17 protein-coding genes are annotated in these 19,582 nt (G+C 66.9%); 11 read left to right on the plus strand and 6 right to left on the minus strand.

Features of this window, described 5'->3' with window-relative positions; translation table 11 throughout:
• Window positions 1-6: 6 nt before the first annotated feature.
• The 5 genes from EPN98_RS21030 to EPN98_RS21050 form a co-directional block, all read right to left on the minus strand.
• Window positions 7-696, minus strand: a complete 690-nt coding sequence (locus EPN98_RS21030) for a CpsD/CapB family tyrosine-protein kinase (protein ID WP_293364896.1) — start codon at window positions 694-696, stop codon at window positions 7-9.
• The gene (locus EPN98_RS21035) at window positions 696-2,054 is read right to left on the minus strand and encodes a GNVR domain-containing protein (RefSeq protein ID WP_293364897.1); all 1,359 of its coding nucleotides are present in this window, start codon (window positions 2,052-2,054) and stop codon (window positions 696-698) included. Before EPN98_RS21035 ends, EPN98_RS21030 begins: the two co-directional genes overlap by 1 nt.
• A gap of 10 nt (window positions 2,055-2,064) precedes the next feature.
• A complete protein-coding gene (locus tag EPN98_RS21040) occupies window positions 2,065-2,904 on the minus strand; it encodes a polysaccharide biosynthesis/export family protein (protein WP_293364898.1) in 840 nt (279 codons plus the stop codon).
• A gap of 11 nt (window positions 2,905-2,915) precedes the next feature.
• Window positions 2,916-4,130, minus strand: a complete 1,215-nt coding sequence (locus tag EPN98_RS21045) for a hypothetical protein (protein WP_293364899.1) — start codon at window positions 4,128-4,130, stop codon at window positions 2,916-2,918.
• A 96-nt stretch (window positions 4,131-4,226) separates the two neighbouring features.
• Window positions 4,227-5,462: a Coenzyme F420 hydrogenase/dehydrogenase, beta subunit C-terminal domain gene (locus EPN98_RS21050; RefSeq protein ID WP_293364900.1), complete on the minus strand. Its 1,236-nt coding sequence runs from the start codon at window positions 5,460-5,462 to the stop codon at window positions 4,227-4,229.
• A 155-nt stretch (window positions 5,463-5,617) separates the two neighbouring features.
• On the opposite strand from EPN98_RS21050, the gene welK reads away from it, so the two are divergent.
• From welK to EPN98_RS21095, 9 genes are all read left to right on the plus strand, one after another.
• Window positions 5,618-6,694, plus strand: coding sequence for a beta-1,4-glucuronosyltransferase WelK (gene welK / locus EPN98_RS21055; protein WP_293364901.1), 1,077 nt, complete (start codon window positions 5,618-5,620; stop codon window positions 6,692-6,694).
• A 187-nt stretch (window positions 6,695-6,881) separates the two neighbouring features.
• A complete protein-coding gene (locus tag EPN98_RS21060) occupies window positions 6,882-7,124 on the plus strand; it encodes an acyl carrier protein (RefSeq protein ID WP_293364902.1) in 243 nt (80 codons plus the stop codon).
• Window positions 7,125-7,148: 24 nt separating this feature from the next.
• Window positions 7,149-9,074, plus strand: coding sequence for an HAD family hydrolase (locus tag EPN98_RS21065; protein WP_293364903.1), 1,926 nt, complete (start codon window positions 7,149-7,151; stop codon window positions 9,072-9,074).
• Window positions 9,071-10,018 carry a class I SAM-dependent methyltransferase gene (locus tag EPN98_RS21070; protein WP_293364904.1) on the plus strand — a complete coding sequence of 316 codons (948 nt, stop codon included), beginning with the start codon at window positions 9,071-9,073 and terminating at the stop codon, window positions 10,016-10,018. The genes EPN98_RS21065 and EPN98_RS21070 overlap by 4 nt, the downstream gene beginning before the upstream one ends.
• Window positions 10,019-10,082: 64 nt before the next feature.
• Window positions 10,083-11,645, plus strand: a complete 1,563-nt coding sequence (locus EPN98_RS21075) for an MBOAT family O-acyltransferase (RefSeq protein ID WP_293364905.1) — start codon at window positions 10,083-10,085, stop codon at window positions 11,643-11,645.
• A gap of 12 nt (window positions 11,646-11,657) precedes the next feature.
• Window positions 11,658-12,677, plus strand: a complete 1,020-nt coding sequence (locus EPN98_RS21080) for a hypothetical protein (protein ID WP_293364906.1) — start codon at window positions 11,658-11,660, stop codon at window positions 12,675-12,677.
• A complete protein-coding gene (locus EPN98_RS21085) occupies window positions 12,674-13,075 on the plus strand; it encodes a VOC family protein (protein ID WP_293364907.1) in 402 nt (133 codons plus the stop codon). The genes EPN98_RS21080 and EPN98_RS21085 overlap by 4 nt, the downstream gene beginning before the upstream one ends.
• Complete coding sequence (locus EPN98_RS21090; RefSeq protein ID WP_293364908.1) at window positions 13,075-14,268, plus strand: polysaccharide pyruvyl transferase family protein; 1,194 nt, start codon at window positions 13,075-13,077, stop codon at window positions 14,266-14,268. Before EPN98_RS21085 ends, EPN98_RS21090 begins: the two co-directional genes overlap by 1 nt.
• Complete coding sequence (locus EPN98_RS21095; protein ID WP_293364909.1) at window positions 14,265-15,956, plus strand: O-antigen ligase family protein; 1,692 nt, start codon at window positions 14,265-14,267, stop codon at window positions 15,954-15,956. Before EPN98_RS21090 ends, EPN98_RS21095 begins: the two co-directional genes overlap by 4 nt.
• Here EPN98_RS21095 and EPN98_RS21100 read toward each other — a convergent pair.
• Window positions 15,953-17,095: a glycosyltransferase family 4 protein gene (locus EPN98_RS21100; protein ID WP_293364910.1), complete on the minus strand. Its 1,143-nt coding sequence runs from the start codon at window positions 17,093-17,095 to the stop codon at window positions 15,953-15,955. The genes EPN98_RS21095 and EPN98_RS21100 overlap by 4 nt on opposite strands.
• A gap of 194 nt (window positions 17,096-17,289) precedes the next feature.
• Here EPN98_RS21100 and EPN98_RS21105 point away from each other — a divergent pair, with 194 nt between their 5' ends.
• Complete coding sequence (locus EPN98_RS21105; RefSeq protein ID WP_293364911.1) at window positions 17,290-18,243, plus strand: NAD-dependent epimerase/dehydratase family protein; 954 nt, start codon at window positions 17,290-17,292, stop codon at window positions 18,241-18,243.
• Window positions 18,240-19,559 carry an HAD-IIIA family hydrolase gene (locus EPN98_RS21110; protein WP_293364912.1) on the plus strand — a complete coding sequence of 440 codons (1,320 nt, stop codon included), beginning with the start codon at window positions 18,240-18,242 and terminating at the stop codon, window positions 19,557-19,559. Before EPN98_RS21105 ends, EPN98_RS21110 begins: the two co-directional genes overlap by 4 nt.
• Window positions 19,560-19,582 lie beyond the last annotated feature (23 nt).

The following is a 19,582-nucleotide window of genomic DNA, read 5'->3' on the forward strand; positions in this document are numbered from 1 at the left end:
GCACTCTCAAGCCTGATTAAGGACCGCGCCGATCACACGGGCGCCATCTTCCTGCAAGTCTCTTGCCAGATGCTCGACGTCCTTGATCCGCGTGATGTTCGTCCGCGCGACGACCAGGGCATAGCCGATGATGCTGGCGACCCGCAGCGCATCGGAGCTGTCGCTCGTGGGCGGGGTGTCGATGATGGTGAACTCGTAATCGCGCAGGCACCGGTCGATAAGCCTGCGGAAGCCGCCACCGCCCAACAGTTCCTCGCCGATATCCATCATGCCGTCGGCATATAGGATCGACAGGTTTGGAAGGACTTCGCTGTGTACGTTTTCGGTCGGCGAAGCCCCCAGCGCCGCCTGCCGCCGGATATCGATCGGCTCTTCCGGCCGGATGAAGTCGCGCAGCCCTGGCGAGCGTAGGTTGCCGTCGATCAGCAGCGTCGAGACCCCGACCTGCGACATGGCGACAGCAAGGTTGGCGGCCGTGAAAGTGCACCCGACTCCGGGCTTCGGACCGCAGATCGCCAGGCCTCGGCGCCCGTCGTTCAGGTGTCGCGCGATCACGTGAGTCCGGATCGTGCGCACGGCCTCGGCCTCGCCGGGCCGACCCTCGGTCAGGGTGACGAGATCGGGCGAGAACGTGTACCGCCGCTCAGCAGGTTCGGCTTCGGCTCGCGGGGCGAGCTTCTGAGCTTCCTCGGACATCAGGACTTCGCCGATTGGGGTCGGAGGCTGGGCATCGACGGCAGAGCCGGGATCAGGCTGCGCCAGCCGCGACGGGACTTGGGCTTTTCAGCCTGGATCACACCCAGCACTGGTGCGCCGATCGCCAGAGCCACATCCTCGGCGCTGCGGACTCTGCGGCCCACCAGTTCCAAGACGAGGCCGACCAGCAGGCCGAAGATCGCGCCCAGAGGGAGGGCGCTCCCCACGATGAGGCCCTTGTTCGGGAACACCGGGTTCTGCGGCGTCACGGCCGCGCCCAGCGGCGTGACGCCCGTCACCGCGACTTCCGCTTCCTGGCGCAGCTGGGCGGCGCGAGTGGCGGCCTGATTGTACTGGTCGCGACGAAGGTTGACGTCGGCCTGCATCAGCCGCAGGCGCTCGACTTGCTCGCGCTGCGCCATGACCTTGGCCTTCTGGGCCTCGAGCATGCCGCTGCTGGCGCGGGCGGCGCTTACAGCGGCGGCGCTCGCAGCGCCCCCGGCGTTGCGCTCACGCGCGACCTGGGCCGCAAGCAGTTCACGACGGCGACGCATTTCCAGCAGCTGTGGGTGGTTCGGGCCCAGCGTCTTGCTCGCCTGGCTGAGTTCGGCCTCAAGCAGCGCCAGACTGTTCTCGCTCGGAGACGCGGCCCCGCCGGCGGCCGGGGCGATGATGGGCGTGGCGCCCTGCGAGGCCAACGCGGCCAGGCGGGCCGACTCCAGGTCGACCTGACCATCCTGCAGGACAATCCCCGTCTCACGTTCGAAATTCGCCTTGGCCTCCTCGGACCGCAGCAGCAACCCCTTCGCCTTCTCGGCCTGGGTCTCATACCATTCGGCGTTCCGCTTGGCCGCCTCCTGCCGTGACTGTAGCGCGAGGTCGACGTAGGCCTTGCGGAGCGCTTCGGTCACTTCCTTAGCGCGCGTAGGCGAAGCCGAGGTGTAGGTTATTTCCAGGATATTGCTGCCTTCGATCAGGCGCGCTTTCGTCCCCTCGACGATCTCCTTCGAGGCCCACGAACGGAAATCGATGTGGCTGTCCTTGACCTGATTCTTGAACCAATTCTGGACCGCCGGGTTCGTCGCCCACCCCAGATTGTCGACCACGCGGCCCGCCACCTGATAGTCCTTCACCAGCTCGACCTGCGTCTTCGAATAGGCGCGCACGAACGGCGAGGAGATCACCTGACCTGTAACCGGGTCAGGCTTGACGATGTCGAGCATCACACGCGACTGGGCCTCGTAGCGAGGCGTCGCCAGCTGGACGAACACCACGGCGCCGATCAAGGCCACAGCGGCGCAGCCGCTGATGATCAGCCGATAAGCCCAAAGGATTCGGAGGAACTGAAAGACGTTCATGGCGCTCTCGTCAGAATAGCCGTTCGCCGATTTCGATCACGTCGCCCGGCTCGACCTTGGAATCGAGATCGACCTTCGTCTTCTTGCCCCCGCGGCTGACGGTGACTTTCTTGTCCGAGCCGGACTCGGCCAGGCCGCCCGCCCGCGCGATCGCAGTACGAACCGTCGTATCGCCGGTCAGCGTCAGCTGCCCCGGGGAATTGACCTTGCCGGAAACGTAGAACGTCTCGGCCAGAGGTGCGAAGATCTTGTCGCCAGCCCGAACGAACGGATCCTGCGCGTCGCCGCCGGTCGAAAGCTCGCGGATCGGATACTTGCGCTCTTCGCCGTTGGCCGAACGGACCAGTAGGTAGTCGGCCGCGGTGTCCCGCACCCCGCCCACACGGGCCAGAATTTCGGAAAGACGATAGGGCCGGTTGATCGGGATAAGGCCGGGCGAACCGATGGAGCCCAGGACGGTCACGTAGCGGCTGGCGTATCCGACCACCTCGACGGTGACCACCGGATCCGAGAAGAACCCGCCCGAGACCAGCGCCTTGCGAACAGCTTCAGAGACCTCCGCGGTCGTGCGATCGGCCACCGGCACCTTGCCGATGAGCGGGAGCTGGATCGTCCCGTCAGCCTGAACGCGCGTGCGGCCGCTGAAGTCCTGGCGCCCTAGCAGCCCGACCTCGATCACGTCGTCACGGCCCAGGATGTAGGCGGACGATGCGGAGTCTGCGATGCCCGCCGCCGGCGGCGGGCTGGTGGCGTTCGTCGTGGAGGCGGCAGGTTGTTGCGCCTGCGCGCTCGCGCTCGCCGCGGCAAAAAGGCCGGCAGCAAGGACAGCGCAGAAGGTACGAGTGCTCATGTTCGCCTCTTCTAGAAACTCGTCTGGGCCGAGACCCCGATGCGGGTGGCAGTATAGGTGAATTGCGGCAGGTTCGCGTTTCGATCCTCGTACCGAATGTTGAGCGCGACGCTCACCCTGTCGTTCGGCGAGAATGATACGTTGCCATATATGGCGCCGGTTTCAGCGTTCGTGACGACCAGCAGCGCCGAGGCAGTGTCGGCGTTTGAATTGATCTTCTGCCACGAATAACCAGCTTCAAAGCCCAAGCGATCGCCCGCTTGATACCGGACGATAGCGTCGGCCTTAGTCGCCTTGTCGAACGTCTTGCCCACCTGCTGCGACGGCGTGATGTTGCGGCTTCCGCGCACCTCGAACTCGATGCGCTCGCCCAGGCCGTAGGTCACGTCTGCGCTGTAGGTTTTGGAATTGAAGCTCTGGTCCACGCCCGGTGGCGAGAACTCGCGCTTGAAGTGGGTCAGGCCGCCCTGCCCCGTCACCGTCAGACGCTGGCCGAACTTGCGGCTGTAGCCCACGAAGTACGACTGGGTGAAGAATCCATCTCCCACCGGTCGGGTCGGAATGATGCGATTTGGGAACTCGGTGCTGCTGTAGGCGAAGCCCGCCGAAAACGTGCCGAGCGACGGGCGCGTGTAGAGAAGCTGGACATTGGCCAGTTCGGTGGTCGTGTCCGACTCCTTCACGGTTCGGGCCGAGTTCTTCACATCCGAACGCTGAACCATGAACGAGGCCCCCGGGCCGGACGACCGCGCGCATTGCGCGCCGACCCCGGTGGCGACCACCTGCTGAAGGTTCTTCGTCGTACCCACATCGAGGCTGGCCAGATCTGATTGGGCGGCCTGGTAGCTTCCGAACAGGACCGGACGACAGGGTCCGAGCACGCCCCCGACGCCGCCCGAAACCTTGGCGCGTCGGCGGTCCAACTCGTCGTTGTAGCGGTGGAAGGCATAGCCCACATCGCCGTTCAGGAATACCGATTGGCGGCCGAAGGGTTGCACGAGCGCGACGGTCACCGCCGGCAGGAGCACATAGTCGTCCTTCGACAGATTGCGCTGGGCCGTGAGCGCGGAACTCGAGCGTGATATATTGTTGTCGTAGTAGGCCTCGGCGCGCGCGCCGACTTTCCACTCACGCTTGTTCTGAACGACCGGCATCTCCTGCGCCGTCGCCAGCGCAGGCAGAAGAGTCCCAAGAGTTAATGCGGCTCCTCGGGCCAGCGCCTTCAATCTCATGTTATAGAGCCCTCGGGTTCACGCGTGTTTGACCCATCAGTTGCTAACTATCAACTAAGGCGAGAACGTGTATAGGCGTCGGCCTCGAACCTAGAGCCGGCTCCGCCGACCCTGGATCGTGCGGCGCACGGTGCCCAAAAGGTTCTTCAGCGCCTCGACCGACGGCGCCTTTCGGGCGGCCTCCACCACCTTCAGTCCCCCCATCCGCGGACGCGGCTGCGCCACCAGCGGTAGCGCTGCCGTGCGCGCCAGGACCAGCCGCTTCCGCCGCGCCTGAGAGGGCTGCATCTTGTCGATCTCGCCAGGGGCAAGCGGCTCGACCTCAAGGGCGCGGGCGCCCAGAGCGCTCTTCAGCAGGGCCTCGCCGGCGTCGGTCCGCGCGATGATGAGGCTGCGGCCCTCTTCTTCCTCGAAGCTGGGATAGCCGGAATCGTCTCCGTACCAGGCGTCGGCGCAGGCGATGTCGGCGACGCCGCCCACCGCATCAGGACAGATCTTGCACCGGAATTGCACCTCCTTGGAGAGGTGGGCGCCCCAGCTGTCGGCGTACGACATCTCGCCCACCCGCCCATCGGGTGTTTCGGCGGCGCAGTTGCCGGGCCAGCCTCGGCCCCGGAACCGGAATGCCGAGAGCGGCTCGCCCGCCAGGCCCATGGCGCTCAGGATCCGGCCTACGCCGTCATGGCTGGGTATGCCGCCACAGAAGAACGACAGCACGATCGGCACATGGGCGGCGACCCGCGGATCGTGGCGGGCAAGGCGGCGCAGCGCCGAGGCGTCGCACGGCTTTCCCACGAACGCCGCCTTGCCGCCCTCGGCCACCAGGGCCTCGATGTCGGCCAGCGGCGACGAGGCCGTGTATCGCGAACCCGCCGCGGCCAGCACCTCCGCGGGCGAGCGCGAGACGACCGTGATGTTGCGCGTCGGCTGGGCGGGGTCGGCGGCGATGTGGACGACCCGGTCGACGAGACCTGTCTCCAGGGCATGGATCAGCAAGCCGGAGATGGCCCCCCCGGAAGAACCTTCGAACCGCGTGTGCTCGTTCGTGGCCGCCCCGGTCAGCACCTGGCGCAATGGCCCCCAATAGGGATGTATCTCGGGCGCGCCCGCCCACGGCTCGACCACGGCGCCGGGGCACGTGTCGGCGATGGTCCGCTCGGCCTCGCGGCTCACCGGGCCTAGGACCACGGGACGGTTATATCCGGGTGGCGTCGACTCCATGCGGATGGCGCCTCCGGACACGCCGGCGCACAGGCCGCAGCCGGTGCACAGCTCTCCGGCAAGGACCCGGCGGACGGTCGGCGAATCGGGAAGGTTCTCGGACATCGGGCTCCGCTTCGAGGCGGCTTGGACCTCTATGGTCTCCGCCACCGGCTGTCATCTGCGCCAAACAACCCTCGGTTAGACGGCATAAGGTTCACCGGTCCTTTACGCTGTCGCGGTCGATAGATAGGCGGACAAACAACGGGGCGGCTTCGGCGATGGCGAATTCAGGCGAGAGGGACGCGGTCCAGACCCCGGAAAAGGGGCGGCGGCTGCGTCTTTGCCTGGCCGCGTCGGGCGGCGGTCATGTGCGCCAGCTGCTCGACCTGCAGCCGGTCTGGTCTCGGCACGACTACTTCTTCATCACCGAGGATACGGCTCTCGGCCAGACCCTGAAAAACGACCACCGCACCTACTTCGTCCCGCACTATGCCTGGGGCCAGGTCAAGTTCGGCACACCATTCAAGATGATCGGCCGGGCCATCGCCAGCTTCTTTCGCACCGCCGGCATCATGCTACGCGAGCGCCCCGACTTCGTGATCAGCTCGGGGGCCGGCGCCGTGTTCTTCGCCGTGCTCTGGGGCCGGCTGCTGGGCGCGCGGATCGTCATCATCGAAAGCTTCGCGCGTTTCGAGAAGCCGTCGCTGTTCGGCCGGATCGCCGCGCCCTTCGCCCACGACATGGTCATCCAGTCGGCCAAGCTGGCGTCCATCTATCCGAAGGCCCGCGTCTACGACCCGCTGAAGTATCCGGACACCGAGCCGCCCGCGAAGCAGTCGCTGCTGTTCGCCACGGTGGGCGCCACCCTGCCCTTCGACCGCCTCGTGGACTCGGTCGCCCAACTGCACGCCGAAGGCGCGATTCCCGAGAGAATCCTGATCCAGACCGGAATCGGCGGTCGCGCGCCCGAGGGGCTCGAGGTGCATGAGACCCTCCCCTTCGACCAGATGCAGGCGCTGCAGCGCGACGCCTCGATCGTGATCTGCCACGGCGGGACCGGCTCGCTGATCACGGCGCTCCGCCAGGGCTGCCATGTCATCGCGATGCCGCGCCTGTTCGCGCAGGGCGAGCACTACGACGACCACCAGCTCGAAATCACCGAGGCCTTCGAGGTCCGCGGCCTGGTCAAGGTGGCTCGCTCGGTCGACGAGTTGCGCACGGCCCTGGCCGAGATCCGCGACCGTCCCCGTCGTCAGGCGACCACCGATCCGCGCGAGCTGATCGACTTCCTGAACGGCCTGATCGCCGACAAGGCAGGGGCCCCGAACCCACCGATCCCCGCGGGGGCGTCGTGACCAGGTTCACCCTGCACCGGATCGGCGCCGAACCCTCGAACGGGTTCTATTTCAACCCCCCCGCCTTTCGGGTAATGACCCGCCGACGCGCGCGCCTCGGGCTGGCGCGGCGCTTGCAAGCAAACCCGGCCGCTCGCGGCGGCCACATCCTCCTGTCCGCGCCTGGCGCAATCGAAATGGTGGTTTGATGTCCCAAGAGAGCATTCTCGGCGAACTGCGTGAGATCATGATCGACGTGTTCGACGTCGACGACCTCGAGATCACCCGCGCCACCACGGCCGAAGACGTCGAGGAGTGGGACAGCCTCAGCCACGTGCGTCTGGTCGTGGCCGTCGAACGTAAGTTCGGTTTCAAGTTCAAGAACTCTGAGATCGAAGGTCTGAAGACCGTTGGCGACCTCGCCGACGTGATCGCCGCCAAGACCGCCTGAGGCTCACGCGCAAACGGTACCCACATGCTTTCGGACCTGGCCTGGCTGCCCGCCGCTGCTCCTGACTTCCGCGAACGCGTCCGCGCCCTGCGCGCAGAGGCCGCCGCGCCCGGCGAGCAGTACTTCGAACGCGCCGTGGCGCTGGCCACGGCGGCGCTCGACGAGAACCAGCTGGGTCAGCTCGCCAGGGTGGCCCGCGACGTCGCGCCGGCCGCGCCCGCGGCGTTCTCGAAGGTCAGGCTGGGCCTGATCGGCGACGGCACGCTGTCGCTGCTGGCCCCGGTTATCTCCGGCTCCGGCGTCCGCCACGGCCTGCTGATCGATGTGGTCGAAGGCGCCTACGGCAGCGGCGTGCAGCAGGCCATGGACCCTACCAGTCCGCTGCACGGCGCCGGTCTGGACATGTTGCTCATCGCCTCGGACGCCCGGTCGCTGGGTCTCCACCGGGCCGCCGACTCCCTTGAGGACGCCGACGCCCGCGTCGAGGCGGCCCTCGCCCAGCTCAAGCTGGTGGTCCAGGGCTTCAAGCCCGCCGTGGCCGCCGCAATCCTGGTGCAGACCGTCGCGCCGCCGCTGGAGCCCCTGTTCGGCAGCTTCGACCGCGTCGAGCAGACCTCGGCCTTCGCCATGGTCGAGGCCCTGAACCGGCGCATCGGCGAATGGGCGGCCGAGGGCCAGATCGTGGTCGTCGACATCGCCCGCCTGGCGCTCTCGATCGGCCTGGAACGCTGGGACGCGCCGCGTCACTGGCACGCCTCGAAACTCTCGTTTGCGCCCGAGATGGCGCCGATCTACGGCGACGTCGTCGCCCGCACCGTGGCGGCCCTGCGCGGCCGGGCGAAGAAGTGCCTGGTGCTCGACCTCGACAACACGCTGTGGGGCGGCGTCATCGGCGACGACGGCGTGGCCGGCATCGCGCTGGGCCAGGGATCGGCGGCGGGCGAGGCCTTCCTGGCCATCCAGCATACCGCCTTGGAATTGCGCCGCCGCGGCGTCGTCCTCGCCGTCTGTTCCAAGAACGAAGAGGCCGCCGCCCTCCTGCCCTTCCGCGAGCATCCCGAGATGGTGCTCAAGGAGGACCACATCGCCGTCTTCCAGGCGAACTGGACCGACAAGGCCGCCAATCTGCGCGCCATCGCCGAGACCCTGAACATCGGCATCGACGCCCTCGTGTTCCTCGACGACAACCCCGCTGAGCGCGAGCAGGTGCGTCGCGAGTTGCCGCTGGTGGGCGTGCCCGAGCTGCCCGAGGAGCCGGCCCTCTATCCCCGGATGCTGATGGCCGCCGGCTACTTCGAGGCGGTCGCCTTCACCCAGGACGACCGCGACCGCGCCGGCATGTACCAGGCGAACGCCGCCCGCGCCGCCGCCGTCAACGCCTCGGGCGACCTCGACAGCTACCTGGCCTCGCTGGACATGGTCTGCACCATCGCGCCGGTCGACAGCGTCTCGCGACCCCGCGTCGCCCAGCTGATCAACAAGTCGAACCAGTTCAACCTGACCACCCGCCGCTACACAGAGGCCCAGGTCGAGGCCGCCGAGAGCGATCCGCGCCGCCACATCAGCCAGGCGCGCCTGGTCGACAAGTTCGGCGACAACGGGATCATCTGCGTGATGGTCGCCGATCGCCAGGGCGAGGCCTGGGAGATCGACACCTGGCTGATGAGCTGCCGAGTGCTGGGCCGGCGGGTTCAGGAGGCCTGCCTCGACCATCTGGCGCGCGCCGCGCGGGCCGACGGCGCACAGCGGCTGATCGGCCGCTACATCCCGTCCCCCAAAAACGCGATGGTCCGCGACCACTACGCTAAGCTTGGATTTACGTTGCTGAGCGAAGAAGCCAGCGGCGAGACGCTCTGGACGCTCGACCTTGCCGCCTACGCCAGCCCGGAGCTTCCGATGCTGGTCGACGACAAGGCCGTCGCCGGCGCCGCCCTGGAGCTGCAGCAATGACGACCACCGCCAACGACGCCCTCTCCGACATGCTGGCCAGCCGGCCGCACACTCGGGCGGTGATCGACAGCGTGCTCGAGGCCTGGCCCGAACACGCCGGCTATCTGCAGAAGAGCCTGGCCGCCCGCTCGCCTGAGATGATGCGGGCGACCGAGGCCGTGGCAGAGGCCGTGCGCCGGCTGTCCAAGGGTTCGGAACGCCAGGTCGCTGAAGACTATCGCTGGACCTGCGACCGCCTGCGGGAAGAGGAGCTCTTCTTCCACCGTGAGGGCCGCTACCGCCTGTCGACGTTCGAGGCGGCGATGGCCGAGGTCTACTCGAACCACGACTACATGGCCCGCTACGTCAATGGACTGCTGCTGACCCAGGTGCTCTGGTACAACCACATCGGCACCTTCGAGCAGTTCCTGCACCGCGTTCTGGGCGCCGCCACCCAGCCCTTCGACTATCTGGAAGTGGGCCCGGGCCACGGCCTGGCGGTCTACTTCGCCGCCGCCTCAGCGCACTCCAAGAGCCTCGAGGCCTGGGACGTCAGCGCCGTGTCGCTGCGCGAGACCCGCGCCGCCCTCGACAAGCTGGGCGTCGACAAGCCGGTCAGCCTGACCGAAGTCGACATCCTAAAGGCCGAGAAGTCTGACCGCCGATACGACCTGATCGTCATCTCCGAGGTGCTGGAGCATCTCGAGCGCCCCGACGTGGCGCTGAAGTTCCTGCACACCGCTCTGCGCCCCGACGGCCGCATCTTCATCAACGTGCCGCTCAACAGCCCCTCGCCCGACCACATCTACCTGTTCTCCACGCCCGACGACGTGAAGGCGCTGGTCAACGCGGCCGGGTTCGAGATCGAGTCCATGGAGATGTACGCGACGCAGGCCAAGCGCCTGGAGTTCGCGCTCTCGAATCGCATCACCGTGTCCGCTGGCGTCATTGCGCGTCCGGTCTGAGGCCAAGAGCGGGGGACGGGTGTTGGTACGGCGAGGCGCAACTCAGCGGCTGAGAGGCCTGTAAGTGCTTTTCAGCTCCTACATCTTCATCTTCGGCTTTCTGCCGCTCGCGCTGGTGGCGACCTACCTGGCCGGCTGGCGCATGCAGCCGCTCGCCAAGCTGGTGCTTACGGTCCTGTCGCTGGGCTTCTACGCTTGGTGGCGTCCGGCGCACCTGCCGCTGCTGCTGTTCTCGATCGTCTTCAACTATGCGGTCGGCGGCATCATCCAGAAGGCCCATGAACGCCAGCGAGACCGTGCGGTAAAGTTCTGGCTAGTCTTCGGTCTGGTCGTCGACGTCGCCCTCCTGGGCTACTTCAAGTACGCGAATTTCCTCGCCGACAATCTCAGCGGCCTGTTCGGCTTCGAGAGTACGCTGCCGCCGATCATCCTGCCGCTGGCGATCTCGTTCTTCACCTTCCAGAAGGTCGCCTATCTCATCGACTCCGCACGCGGCGACGCGCGCAAGATGAGCCTGCTCGACTTCTCGCTCTTCGCGTCCTTCTTCCCGCAGCTGATCGCGGGCCCGATCGTCCACTACAAGGAGGTCGTCCCCCAGATCCAGACCCGCCGGTTTGGCAAGCTGATCTGGCGCAACATGCTGATCGGCCTGACGATCTTTGCCATCGGCCTGTTCAAGAAGGTGGTCATCGCCGACACGCTGGCGGTCGAAGCCAACGCCCTGTTCGATGCGGGGCGGCAGGCGCACGAGTTCACCTTGGCGTCCGGCTGGATGGCCGCGCTGTTGTTCACCTTCCAGCTCTACTTCGACTTCTCTGGCTACTCCGACATGGCCATCGGCCTGGCGCGGATGTTCGGCGTGAAGTTACCGCTCAACTTCCACTCGCCGCTGCGTGCGGCGAGCGTCATCGAGTACTGGCGCCGCTGGCACATGACGTTGCAGCGTTTCATCGTGGCCTACATCTTCCAGCCGCTTTCGGTGCCGCTGAACCGCCTGGCCGCCGAGAAGGGCCTGGACGGCTGGAGCGCCTTCGGGGTCGCGATCGCCATTCCCACCTTCATCACCTTCGTCGTGGTGGGCATCTGGCACGGCGCGGGCTGGACGTTCGTCGCCTTCGGGGTGATGCACGCCATCTACATCTGCACGAACGAGGCTTGGCGCGAGCGCCGCAAGCAGCTTCGCAAGAAGCTCCGCAAGGCGGGCAAGAAGCTGGCCGATCCGGGCGCGCTCGAGATTTTCGGCTATCACGCGATCACCCTGATCGCCGTGATCTACGCCAACGTAATGTTCCGCGCCGCGACGGTCCCTGACGCCCTGGACGTCTGGTCGGGCATGACCGCGCTCCGCGGCTTCGATTTCACCCTGCCGATCGAGATCGGCTGGGGCGTCTACCTGACGCTGCTGCTCAGCATCGCCATCGCCTTCCTGGCGCCCAACACTCAGCAGATCATGTCGCGGTTCGACCCGGCGTATAACTGGCGTGAGTGGCGCGACGTGGCCAAGGCGCCGATCTCGTGGACGTGGAAGCCCGACACCAAGGGCCTGATCTTCGTCGCGGTCATATTGCTGGCCGGCGTCCTGCTGGTGCAGCGCGGCCGCGCTATCTTCCTTTACTTCAACTTCTAGCGGAGGCGACCGATGCGAACCCTGCACGCCCTCCGCGGAACCCTGGTGATCCTGGGCGTCGCCGTGGCCCTCGCCGTGGGCCTGAGCGTCCTGCCCGAGCGCGAATACCAGCGCTGGCAGCTTCTCGAGGGCACAATCCATGCCCGTTCGAAATGGATCTACGAGCGGATCAATTTCGATCCGGAACCGATTGATGTTGTGTTCGTCGGCCCGTCACGCGTCGGCGCCGCGATCGATGCGCCGCGGATCGGCGCGGCCCTTGCACAGCGCGGCCTGCCCAGCAATGTCGTGAACTTCTCACTTCCCGAGACCGGGCGGAACATCAACTACACGATCATCGACGAACTGCTCAGCAAGAAGCAGCCCAAACTGATCGTCATCGGCGTGGTGGAGAAGCCCAGCCGCCTGGGCCACCCCACCTTCAAGTTCCTCGCGCCGCGCGAGCAGATCGTGCATCCCGGCTATCCGGCCGACATCAACTACCTGTCCGACCTGGTCTACCTGCCGTTCCGCCAGGCGCAGCTGTTCGCCGCCTATGTGGCGCCGGGCGTCCTGGGTCCGCCGGCCGAGTTCCAGCCCGAGACCTATCGGGGCCACTCGGTCGACACGACCGGCGACGTCGCGCTTCCCGACGGCCGCATCCTCAACGCCACCCATCCCGGCGCGCCGGATGAGATCGAGCGCGGCGTGCGCAAGTTGGAGGCCCGTTCACGGCCGCCCATCCTGCCGGCGGAGTACGCGGAGTGGGAGTTCGGCGACGAGCGGCACTACATTCGCGAGATCGCCAAGCTGGCAAAGGCCCGCGGCGTGAAGCTCGCCTTCCTGTTCCTGCCCTATTACTCGGGCCCCTCGGCCATTCAGGAAGAGGCGCTCTACCGCCAGTATGGGCCGATCTGGATGGGCGATTTCACCGCCTTCCAGCCCGATCTCTATGCAGACTACGCCCACCTCACCAGCACGGGCGCAGACCAGATGAGCGACTTCCTGGTCGACCCGATCGCCCAGCAGCTTCAGAGCAAGGCCAAGCCGTGAAATTCCCTGCGCTCCACCACGTCGGCATCGTCCAGCCCTCGGAAGAGGACGCTCAGACGCTGATGGCGGTCATGGGCCTGGAGGAAGACTACCGCGGCTATGTCCCGCAATGGTCGGCGCTGTGTATCTTCACCAAGCGCGAAACGGGCTCGCCCATCGAGTTCGTAGTGCCCGACGGCGGCCCCCTGCTGCGTTTCAACAAGGGCGCCGGTGGCCTGCACCACATCGCCCTTGAGGTGCCCGACCTGGACCAGCTGGCCCGCGACCTGGAAGCCCAGGAGATGAAGCTTCTGGAGCCCGAGCACGTCAAAGGCGCTGGGCCCTTCCTCTGCAACTTCCTGAGCCCGGTCTACACGCGGGGCATCACCATCGAATACGTCCAGTTGCTGGCAGACTGATGGCAGCACCCCGCGAAATCCGCATTGGACTTCTCTGGCACGGCCGCGGCTCGGGCAACCTGGGCATCGGCGCGCTGACGGTCGGCAACATCCTGTGCGCACGCGCGGCCGCCGAGGCGCTGGGCCTCACGCCACGCTTCACGCTGCTGGAGTTCGCCAACGATTTCGACGAGCCCTATGTCGAGGGCCCCGACATCGACGCCTTCGAGATCACCACGAAGTCGATGCTGTCGCCCGCGGGCTACTGGTCGCGCATCGGCAAGCTGGACTGCATTCTCGACATCGGCGCGGGCGACAGCTTCACCGACATCTATTCGTCCAAGCGCTTCGGCTTCCTCTGGTTGTCGAAGGCGATGGCCTGGCTGCGCGGCGTGCCGCTGCTGTTCAGCCCGCAGACGATCGGGCCCTTCAAGCGCCAGCCGCACACGGCGCTGGCCAGCTGGGCCATGAAGCGCGCCTTCGCCGTCGTCGCGCGCGACCCGCAATCGTTCGCCGCCATCGGCCAGATGGCCCCGGGCGCCAAGGCCGTACAGGCCGTGGACGTGGCGTTCCGCCTGCCCTTCGACCGACCGGCCCGCGCGGCGGGCGGCCCGCTCGAGATCGGCGTCAATGTGTCTGGCCTGCTGTTCAACGGCGGCTACACAGGCGGCAACGAGTTCGGGCTGCAGGTCGACTACGCCGACCTGATGCGCCGCTTCATCGCTGAGATGCTCGCCCGTCCGGGCGTGCGGGTGCACCTGATCACCCACGCCACCGGCGACAAGCTGCCCATGGACGACGACGGCCGCGTCGCCGACCGATTGGCCGCCGAGTTCCCCGCCGCCGTGCGCCCGCCGAACTTCCCCTCGCCGTCCGCGGCCAAGTCCTACATCGCCGGCATGGACTTCCTGGTGGCCGGGCGCATGCACGCCTGCATCGGCGCCTACTCCGCCGGCGTTCCGGTGGTCCCCATCGCCTACAGTCGGAAGTTCTCGGGTCTCTTCCAGGGCGTCCTCGGCTATGATTTCGGCGTGCCGGTCTCTGGCATGAGCACGGAGGAAGCCTTGGGCTACCTGCGGACCTGCGTCGATGATCGCGCCCGCCTGGCCGAGGCGGTTCGCGCCGGACAGGCTGTGGTCGAGGGCGCGCTCGCGGCCTACGACACCGAGCTGCGCGCGCTGTTCACCTCCGCCACGGAGAGGAAGGCCCGGTGAGCGCCCGCGCCAAGAGCAAGGCGGCGGTCGCCAAGAGGGACAAGCCGCCGAAAGCGCGGCGGGTGAAGGAAGATCGCCCGCGCCGGCCGGCCCTATTCTCGCGCCGCAGCCCGGCGCCGCCGCCGACCTACGACGGCGCCCTCCTTGCCGGCTATCGTCGCCCGCCCCTCTCGAACGGGAAGCGGACCCTGCTCTACCTGCTGCTGGCGGCCATCTGCATCGGCTGGGGGGTCATGTTCGGCCTCGCCGCGCCCTTCAAGATCATGCCGTTGCTGGCGCCTCTGCCGCTTTTGGCGCTGCTTCTCGTCTGGGTCTTGCCGCAGGGCGAGTACGCACCGACCGGCGCTTTAGAGCCACTCTTCCTCGCATTCTTCGCGGCCCTGTTCGTCTGGCCCAATTACATCGCGATCACGATCCCGCACCTGCCTTGGCTCACGATGCTGCGGATCTTCGCCGCACCCCTGATCTTCGTGCTGCTGATCTGCATCTCGGTCTCACCGAACTTCCGCAAGGCGATCGGGGACCCGATGCGGTCGGATCCCTACATCTGGAAGCTGGTGGTCGCCTTCGTCGTGATCCAGACGGTGTCGCTGCTGTTCACCAACCGTCTGAACATCTCGCTGAACAAGTACATCGTCGCGCAGATGAACCACACGGCCATCTTCTTCGTCAGCTGCTATCTGTTCACCCGGCCGGGTCTCGCAACGCGTTGGGCCGGCGCCTACCTCGCCATGGCCTACGTCATCTGCTTCGTCGGCATCTGGCAGATGCTGATCGGGAAAGTCCCCTGGGTGGGACACATCCCACCCCTTCTGAAGGTCGACAGCGCCCTGATCGACAACGTGCTCGACGGGATCGAGCGTTCCGCTATCGGCAAGCAGCGGGTTCAAAGCCTTCTCACGTCGCCCCTGGGGTTGGCGGAAGTGCTCGGACTGGCCGCGCCGTTCGCGATCCATTTCGCGGTCGCCCAGGGCAGCAGGCTGTTTACCCGCATCGTCTCGGTGCTCTACCTGCCGCTGGCCCTGTACGTGATCCTGCTCAGCGACTCCCGCCTGGGCATCGTTGTGCTGATGGGCGCAGCCTTGTTCTACGTCCTGATCTGGGCCTCGCTGCGCTGGCGGTCCGACCAGCGCAGCCTGATCGCTCCGGCGATGGTGCTGGCCTATCCCGCCGTACTCATGGGCACCTTTGTGGCCAGCTTCTTTGTGGGCTTCCTGCGGCGCGCGGTCTGGGGCAGCGGCGCCGAGGCGTCCAGCACCACGGCCAGGCTCACGCAGTGGGAAATGGCCAAGCCACACCTGTTCTCGCACCCCTGGGGCTTCGGGATCGGTGAAGCGGCCCGGACCGTCGGGTTCCGCAGCCCGAACGGGCAGATGACGCTGGATTCCTATTACATCCAGCTGCTCATGGACTACGGCTTCCTGGGCTTCATCGTCTACATGGCCATCTTCATCCGCGCCTCGTGGGTCGCGGGCAGCAGCGTGGTGAAGTACAAGCCGACCGGTGACCTCACGATCCTTCTGCCGATCGCCGTCGCCCTGATGAACTTCGTTGTGGCGAAGATGGTTTTCATCCTCGACTCCAACCATCCACTCATCTTCATGATGCTGGGCGGCGCGTTGGCCCTGTCCTGGCGCCTCAAAAACAAGGCTGAGGCCGAAGCCCGCGGAGCCCCGGTGGGGGCCTAGCCCCCCGTCACCTTCTCGATGACGCCCCGATAGGTCGCCACCACGCCGGCGCGCTTGTAGGGGTCCAGTCCGCCGTCAGCATGCAGCTTGGCGATGTCGGCCTTCAGTCGTGCTTCCTCGGCAAGCAGGTACTTCAACGCCGCCTGGACGTCGGCGTTGTCTTGGCTGCGGCAGGCATAGCCCACCTGGCCATGCTCGAAGAGGCCGTCGACGCTCCATTCGCGGGTGTAAAGGATCGGCAGGCCCGAGAAGAGCGCCTCGATGAAAACCATGCCGAAGGTCTCGCGCAAGGTCGGCATCACGAAGGCCACATAGCCGCCCAGGATGCTCTCGAACTCGCCCTCGGGCAGTGGCCCCTTCATGAACACCCGCTGGCCCGCGCCCGCGGCGGTGATGATCTCGGCGACCTCGGTGATCGCCTCCGGACCACCCTTGCCCCAGACGTCGAGCGTGACGTCAGGGGTGGTCTTGGCCACCTCCATGATCGCCTGCACCAGGCCCACGAAGTTTTTCCGCTTGTGGACGTCCAGGTTGAACAGGGTGACGAACCGCGGCGCGCCGGCCGGCTTCGAGGGCGTGAACTTGTCGTGCCACACGATGGGCGGCAGCACCGTGGCCTTGCCGCGGTCCAAGCCATAGCCGGCCTCGAACTTGTCGGTGGCCCACGGCGCGCAGGGAAAGACCTGGGCCGCGTCGGCCACGATCTGGCGCCACTTGGGCATCAGGTCCTTGCGGGCGCCGGCGATCTTCAGGTCGGTGTCGCCCCAGATGTCGCAGACGTACGGCGCGCCCAGCGCCTTGGTGAGGTCCAGCGCGATCAGCCCCTCGACCGACAGCTTGTGGGCGTGGATCACGTCGGGCTGGATCCCGGCGGCGCGGACATCCTTCAGGATCCAGTCGGCCACCGGCTTGAGGCGGGAGGCGTGGAACAGTCCCTTGGGCGGCGCGCCATAGGCCAGCGCCGTCCGGTCGGTCCCAAAGCGGAGGGCATGCACGCCCGTCTTCCAGTTCGCCCGGTTCAGCGAATAGACGACGTGGCGGTACTCGGGCGTGTTCTCCACCAGGTTCTGCACCGACCGGGTCTTGGCCCCCACCATCGGGTCGGGGAAATCGCACGTGATGTGGAGGATCGTCTTCATGCGCGCGCGTCGGCCCCTGGAGTTCTGCCCGCCCCTTATTCCCGCCCAGTCCCTACAGGGTCCTTAAGCACGAGGCCGCGCAAGGAAGCCCACGCGACCGGCAGGGTCAATGCGGCTCCGGTCACCCGTTGGGGTTCTCTTTACGCCCCACGGGATACCTGCTTAGGGCAGGTCGCGAAGCAGGGTGTGTGCGAATGACGATGATTGTGACGGGCGCCGCCGGCTTCATAGGCAGCCAGCTGGTTGACCGCCTCCTCGCCGACGGCCACCGGGTGGTGGGCGTGGACAACATGAGCCGGGGCACGCGCGAGAACCTGGCAATGGCCCTGCCGCACAAGGACTTCACCCTCATCGAGGGCGACTGCGCCGAGCCCGCGAGCCTCACCGCCGCTCTCGCCGCGCACGGCACCGCGGACATCGTCTGGCACCTGGCCGCCAACTCCGACATCGCCGCGGGCGTCGCCGACACCCGCATCGACATGCGCGACACCTTCATGACCACCTGGGGCGCGGTTGAGATCGCCAAGGCGGCGGGCGCGGCGAAGATCGCCTTCGCCTCCACATCGGCCGTCTACGGCGCCCATCCCGACCCGCTGGTCGAGACCCACGGGCCGATGCTGCCCATCTCCAACTACGGCGCCATGAAGCTGGCCGGCGAGGCGCTGATCAGCGCCGCGGTCGAGTCCCACCTGAAGCAGGCCTGGATCTTCCGCTTCCCCAACGTGGTCGGCGACCGCGCCACGCACGGCGTCATCAACGACCTGTTCCTGAAGCTGAAGCGCGACCCCACCGAGCTCGAGGTCCTGGGCGACGGCAAGCAGCAGAAGCCCTACCTGCATGCGTCCGACCTGATCGAGGCCATGCTCTACATCGTCGACAAGGCCGACGAGCCACGGGCTCTGTACAATATCGGCCCGGAGGACGAAGGCTTCGACGTCGCCGGCATCGCAGCCGGCGTCATCGCCGCGTCGAAAACCGGCGCCAGGATCCGCTACACGGGCGGCGATCGCGGCTGGGTAGGCGACGTGCCGAAGTTCTCCTACTCGGTCGACAAGCTGGCCCGTCTGGGTTGGCGGCCGTCCATGTCGTCGGCGCAGGCCGTGGCGCGGGCGATCCAGGAAGTGGCTGTTCAGCGGGGATTTGCTTGACCCAGGTCGTCATCCTGGCCGGGGGCATGGGCACCCGGCTGAAAGAGATCACCGGCGACCTGCCGAAACCCCTGGCCCCCATCGACGGGACCACCCTGCTCGGCCGCCAGCTCGAGCTGGTGGCGGCCTCGGCCATGACGGACGTCGTGATCCTCTGCGGCTACAAGGCCGACGTGATCGCCGAGTACTGCGGCGATGGCTCCAAGTGGGGCCTGAACGTCCGCTGCGTCGTCGAGGCCGGCCCGCGCGGCACCGCCGGCGCCGTTCTGGACGCCATGGGCGAGCTGCAGGACCGCTTCATCGTCATGTATGGCGACGTGGTGCTGGACGTGGACCTCGACCGCCTGGTCGCCATCCACGAAAAACACGCGCCCGCCGCGACTCTGCTGGTGCACCCCAACGACCACCCCTTCGATTCCGACATCGTCGAAGTCGACCGCCAGGGCTTCGTCACGCAGATCCGCGGCTATCCGCACCCGCCGGGTCTGGACCTGCCCAACCTGGTCAATGCGGGCCTCTATGTGCTGGAGCGCGACGCGCTACAGGGCTTGCAGGGCCTCCCCGAAAAGCCCGACTTCGGCAAGCACGTCTTCGCCGCGATGGTGGCCCAGGGCCTGCGCCTCTACGGCTACCGCAGCCCCGAGTACATCAAGGACGCAGGAACGCCGGAGCGCCTGGTCAAGACCGGGCGCGACATCGCCAGCGGCAAGGTCGCCGGCCTGTCCCTGCGCAACCTGGCCCCGGCCATCTTCCTGGACCGCGACGGCGTGCTCAACGAGGAGGTCGGCCTGATCTCCAGGCCTGAGAACCTGCGCCTGATCCCGGGCGTGGGCGAGGCCGTGGTGCGGATCAACCGTTCCGCCTACCGCTCGGTGATCATCACCAACCAGCCGGTCATCGCCCGCGGCGACTGCACCGAAGACGAACTGCAGGCTATCCACAATCGCCTCGACACCCTGCTGGCCGCCGAGCACGCCTACGTCGACGCGCTCTACTACTGCCCGCACCACCCGGACAAAGGCTTTCCCGGCGAAGTGCCCGAGCTGAAGTTCGCCTGCGAATGCCGCAAGCCCGAGCCCGGGATGATCCGCAAGGCCGCCGAGGAGCTGCGCATCGACCTTTCCCGCTCCTGGTACATCGGAGACACGACGACCGACATGGAGCTGGCGCGGCGCTGCGGCCTCAACTTCATCCTCGTCGAGACCGGCCACGCGGGCCGGGACGGCAAGTTCCCCGGCGAACCGCAGCATCGCGTCCGCGACCTGGCGGCGGCCGTAAATCTCATTCTGGGAGAGCCTGTTGCGGTCGCCGGGTAAGGCGGCGGCTTCAGAGGAAAGTA

The sequence above is a fragment of the Phenylobacterium sp. genome (assembly GCF_004299445.1).
In the GTDB taxonomy this organism is placed as follows: Bacteria; Pseudomonadota; Alphaproteobacteria; order Caulobacterales; family Caulobacteraceae; genus Phenylobacterium.

Bases quoted from the DNA above. Each gene is read 5' to 3' on its own strand.
- EPN98_RS21040 (WP_293364898.1), bottom strand. From the start codon at position 2,904: ATGAGCACTCGTACCTTCTGCGCTGTCCTTGCTGCCGGCCTTTTTGCC.
- welK (WP_293364901.1), top strand. From the start codon at position 5,618: ATGGCGAATTCAGGCGAGAGGGACGCGGTCCAGACCCCGGAAAAGGGG.
- EPN98_RS21105 (WP_293364911.1), top strand. From the start codon at position 17,290: ATGACGATGATTGTGACGGGCGCCGCCGGCTTCATAGGCAGCCAGCTG.
- EPN98_RS21090 (WP_293364908.1), top strand. From the start codon at position 13,075: ATGGCAGCACCCCGCGAAATCCGCATTGGACTTCTCTGGCACGGCCGC.
- EPN98_RS21080 (WP_293364906.1), top strand. From the start codon at position 11,658: ATGCGAACCCTGCACGCCCTCCGCGGAACCCTGGTGATCCTGGGCGTC.
- EPN98_RS21070 (WP_293364904.1), top strand. From the start codon at position 9,071: ATGACGACCACCGCCAACGACGCCCTCTCCGACATGCTGGCCAGCCGG.
- EPN98_RS21050 (WP_293364900.1), bottom strand. From the start codon at position 5,462: ATGTCCGAGAACCTTCCCGATTCGCCGACCGTCCGCCGGGTCCTTGCC.
- EPN98_RS21060 (WP_293364902.1), top strand. From the start codon at position 6,882: ATGTCCCAAGAGAGCATTCTCGGCGAACTGCGTGAGATCATGATCGAC.
- EPN98_RS21035 (WP_293364897.1), bottom strand. From the start codon at position 2,054: ATGAACGTCTTTCAGTTCCTCCGAATCCTTTGGGCTTATCGGCTGATC.
- EPN98_RS21100 (WP_293364910.1), bottom strand. From the start codon at position 17,095: ATGAAGACGATCCTCCACATCACGTGCGATTTCCCCGACCCGATGGTG.
- EPN98_RS21030 (WP_293364896.1), bottom strand. From the start codon at position 696: ATGTCCGAGGAAGCTCAGAAGCTCGCCCCGCGAGCCGAAGCCGAACCT.
- EPN98_RS21065 (WP_293364903.1), top strand. From the start codon at position 7,149: ATGCTTTCGGACCTGGCCTGGCTGCCCGCCGCTGCTCCTGACTTCCGC.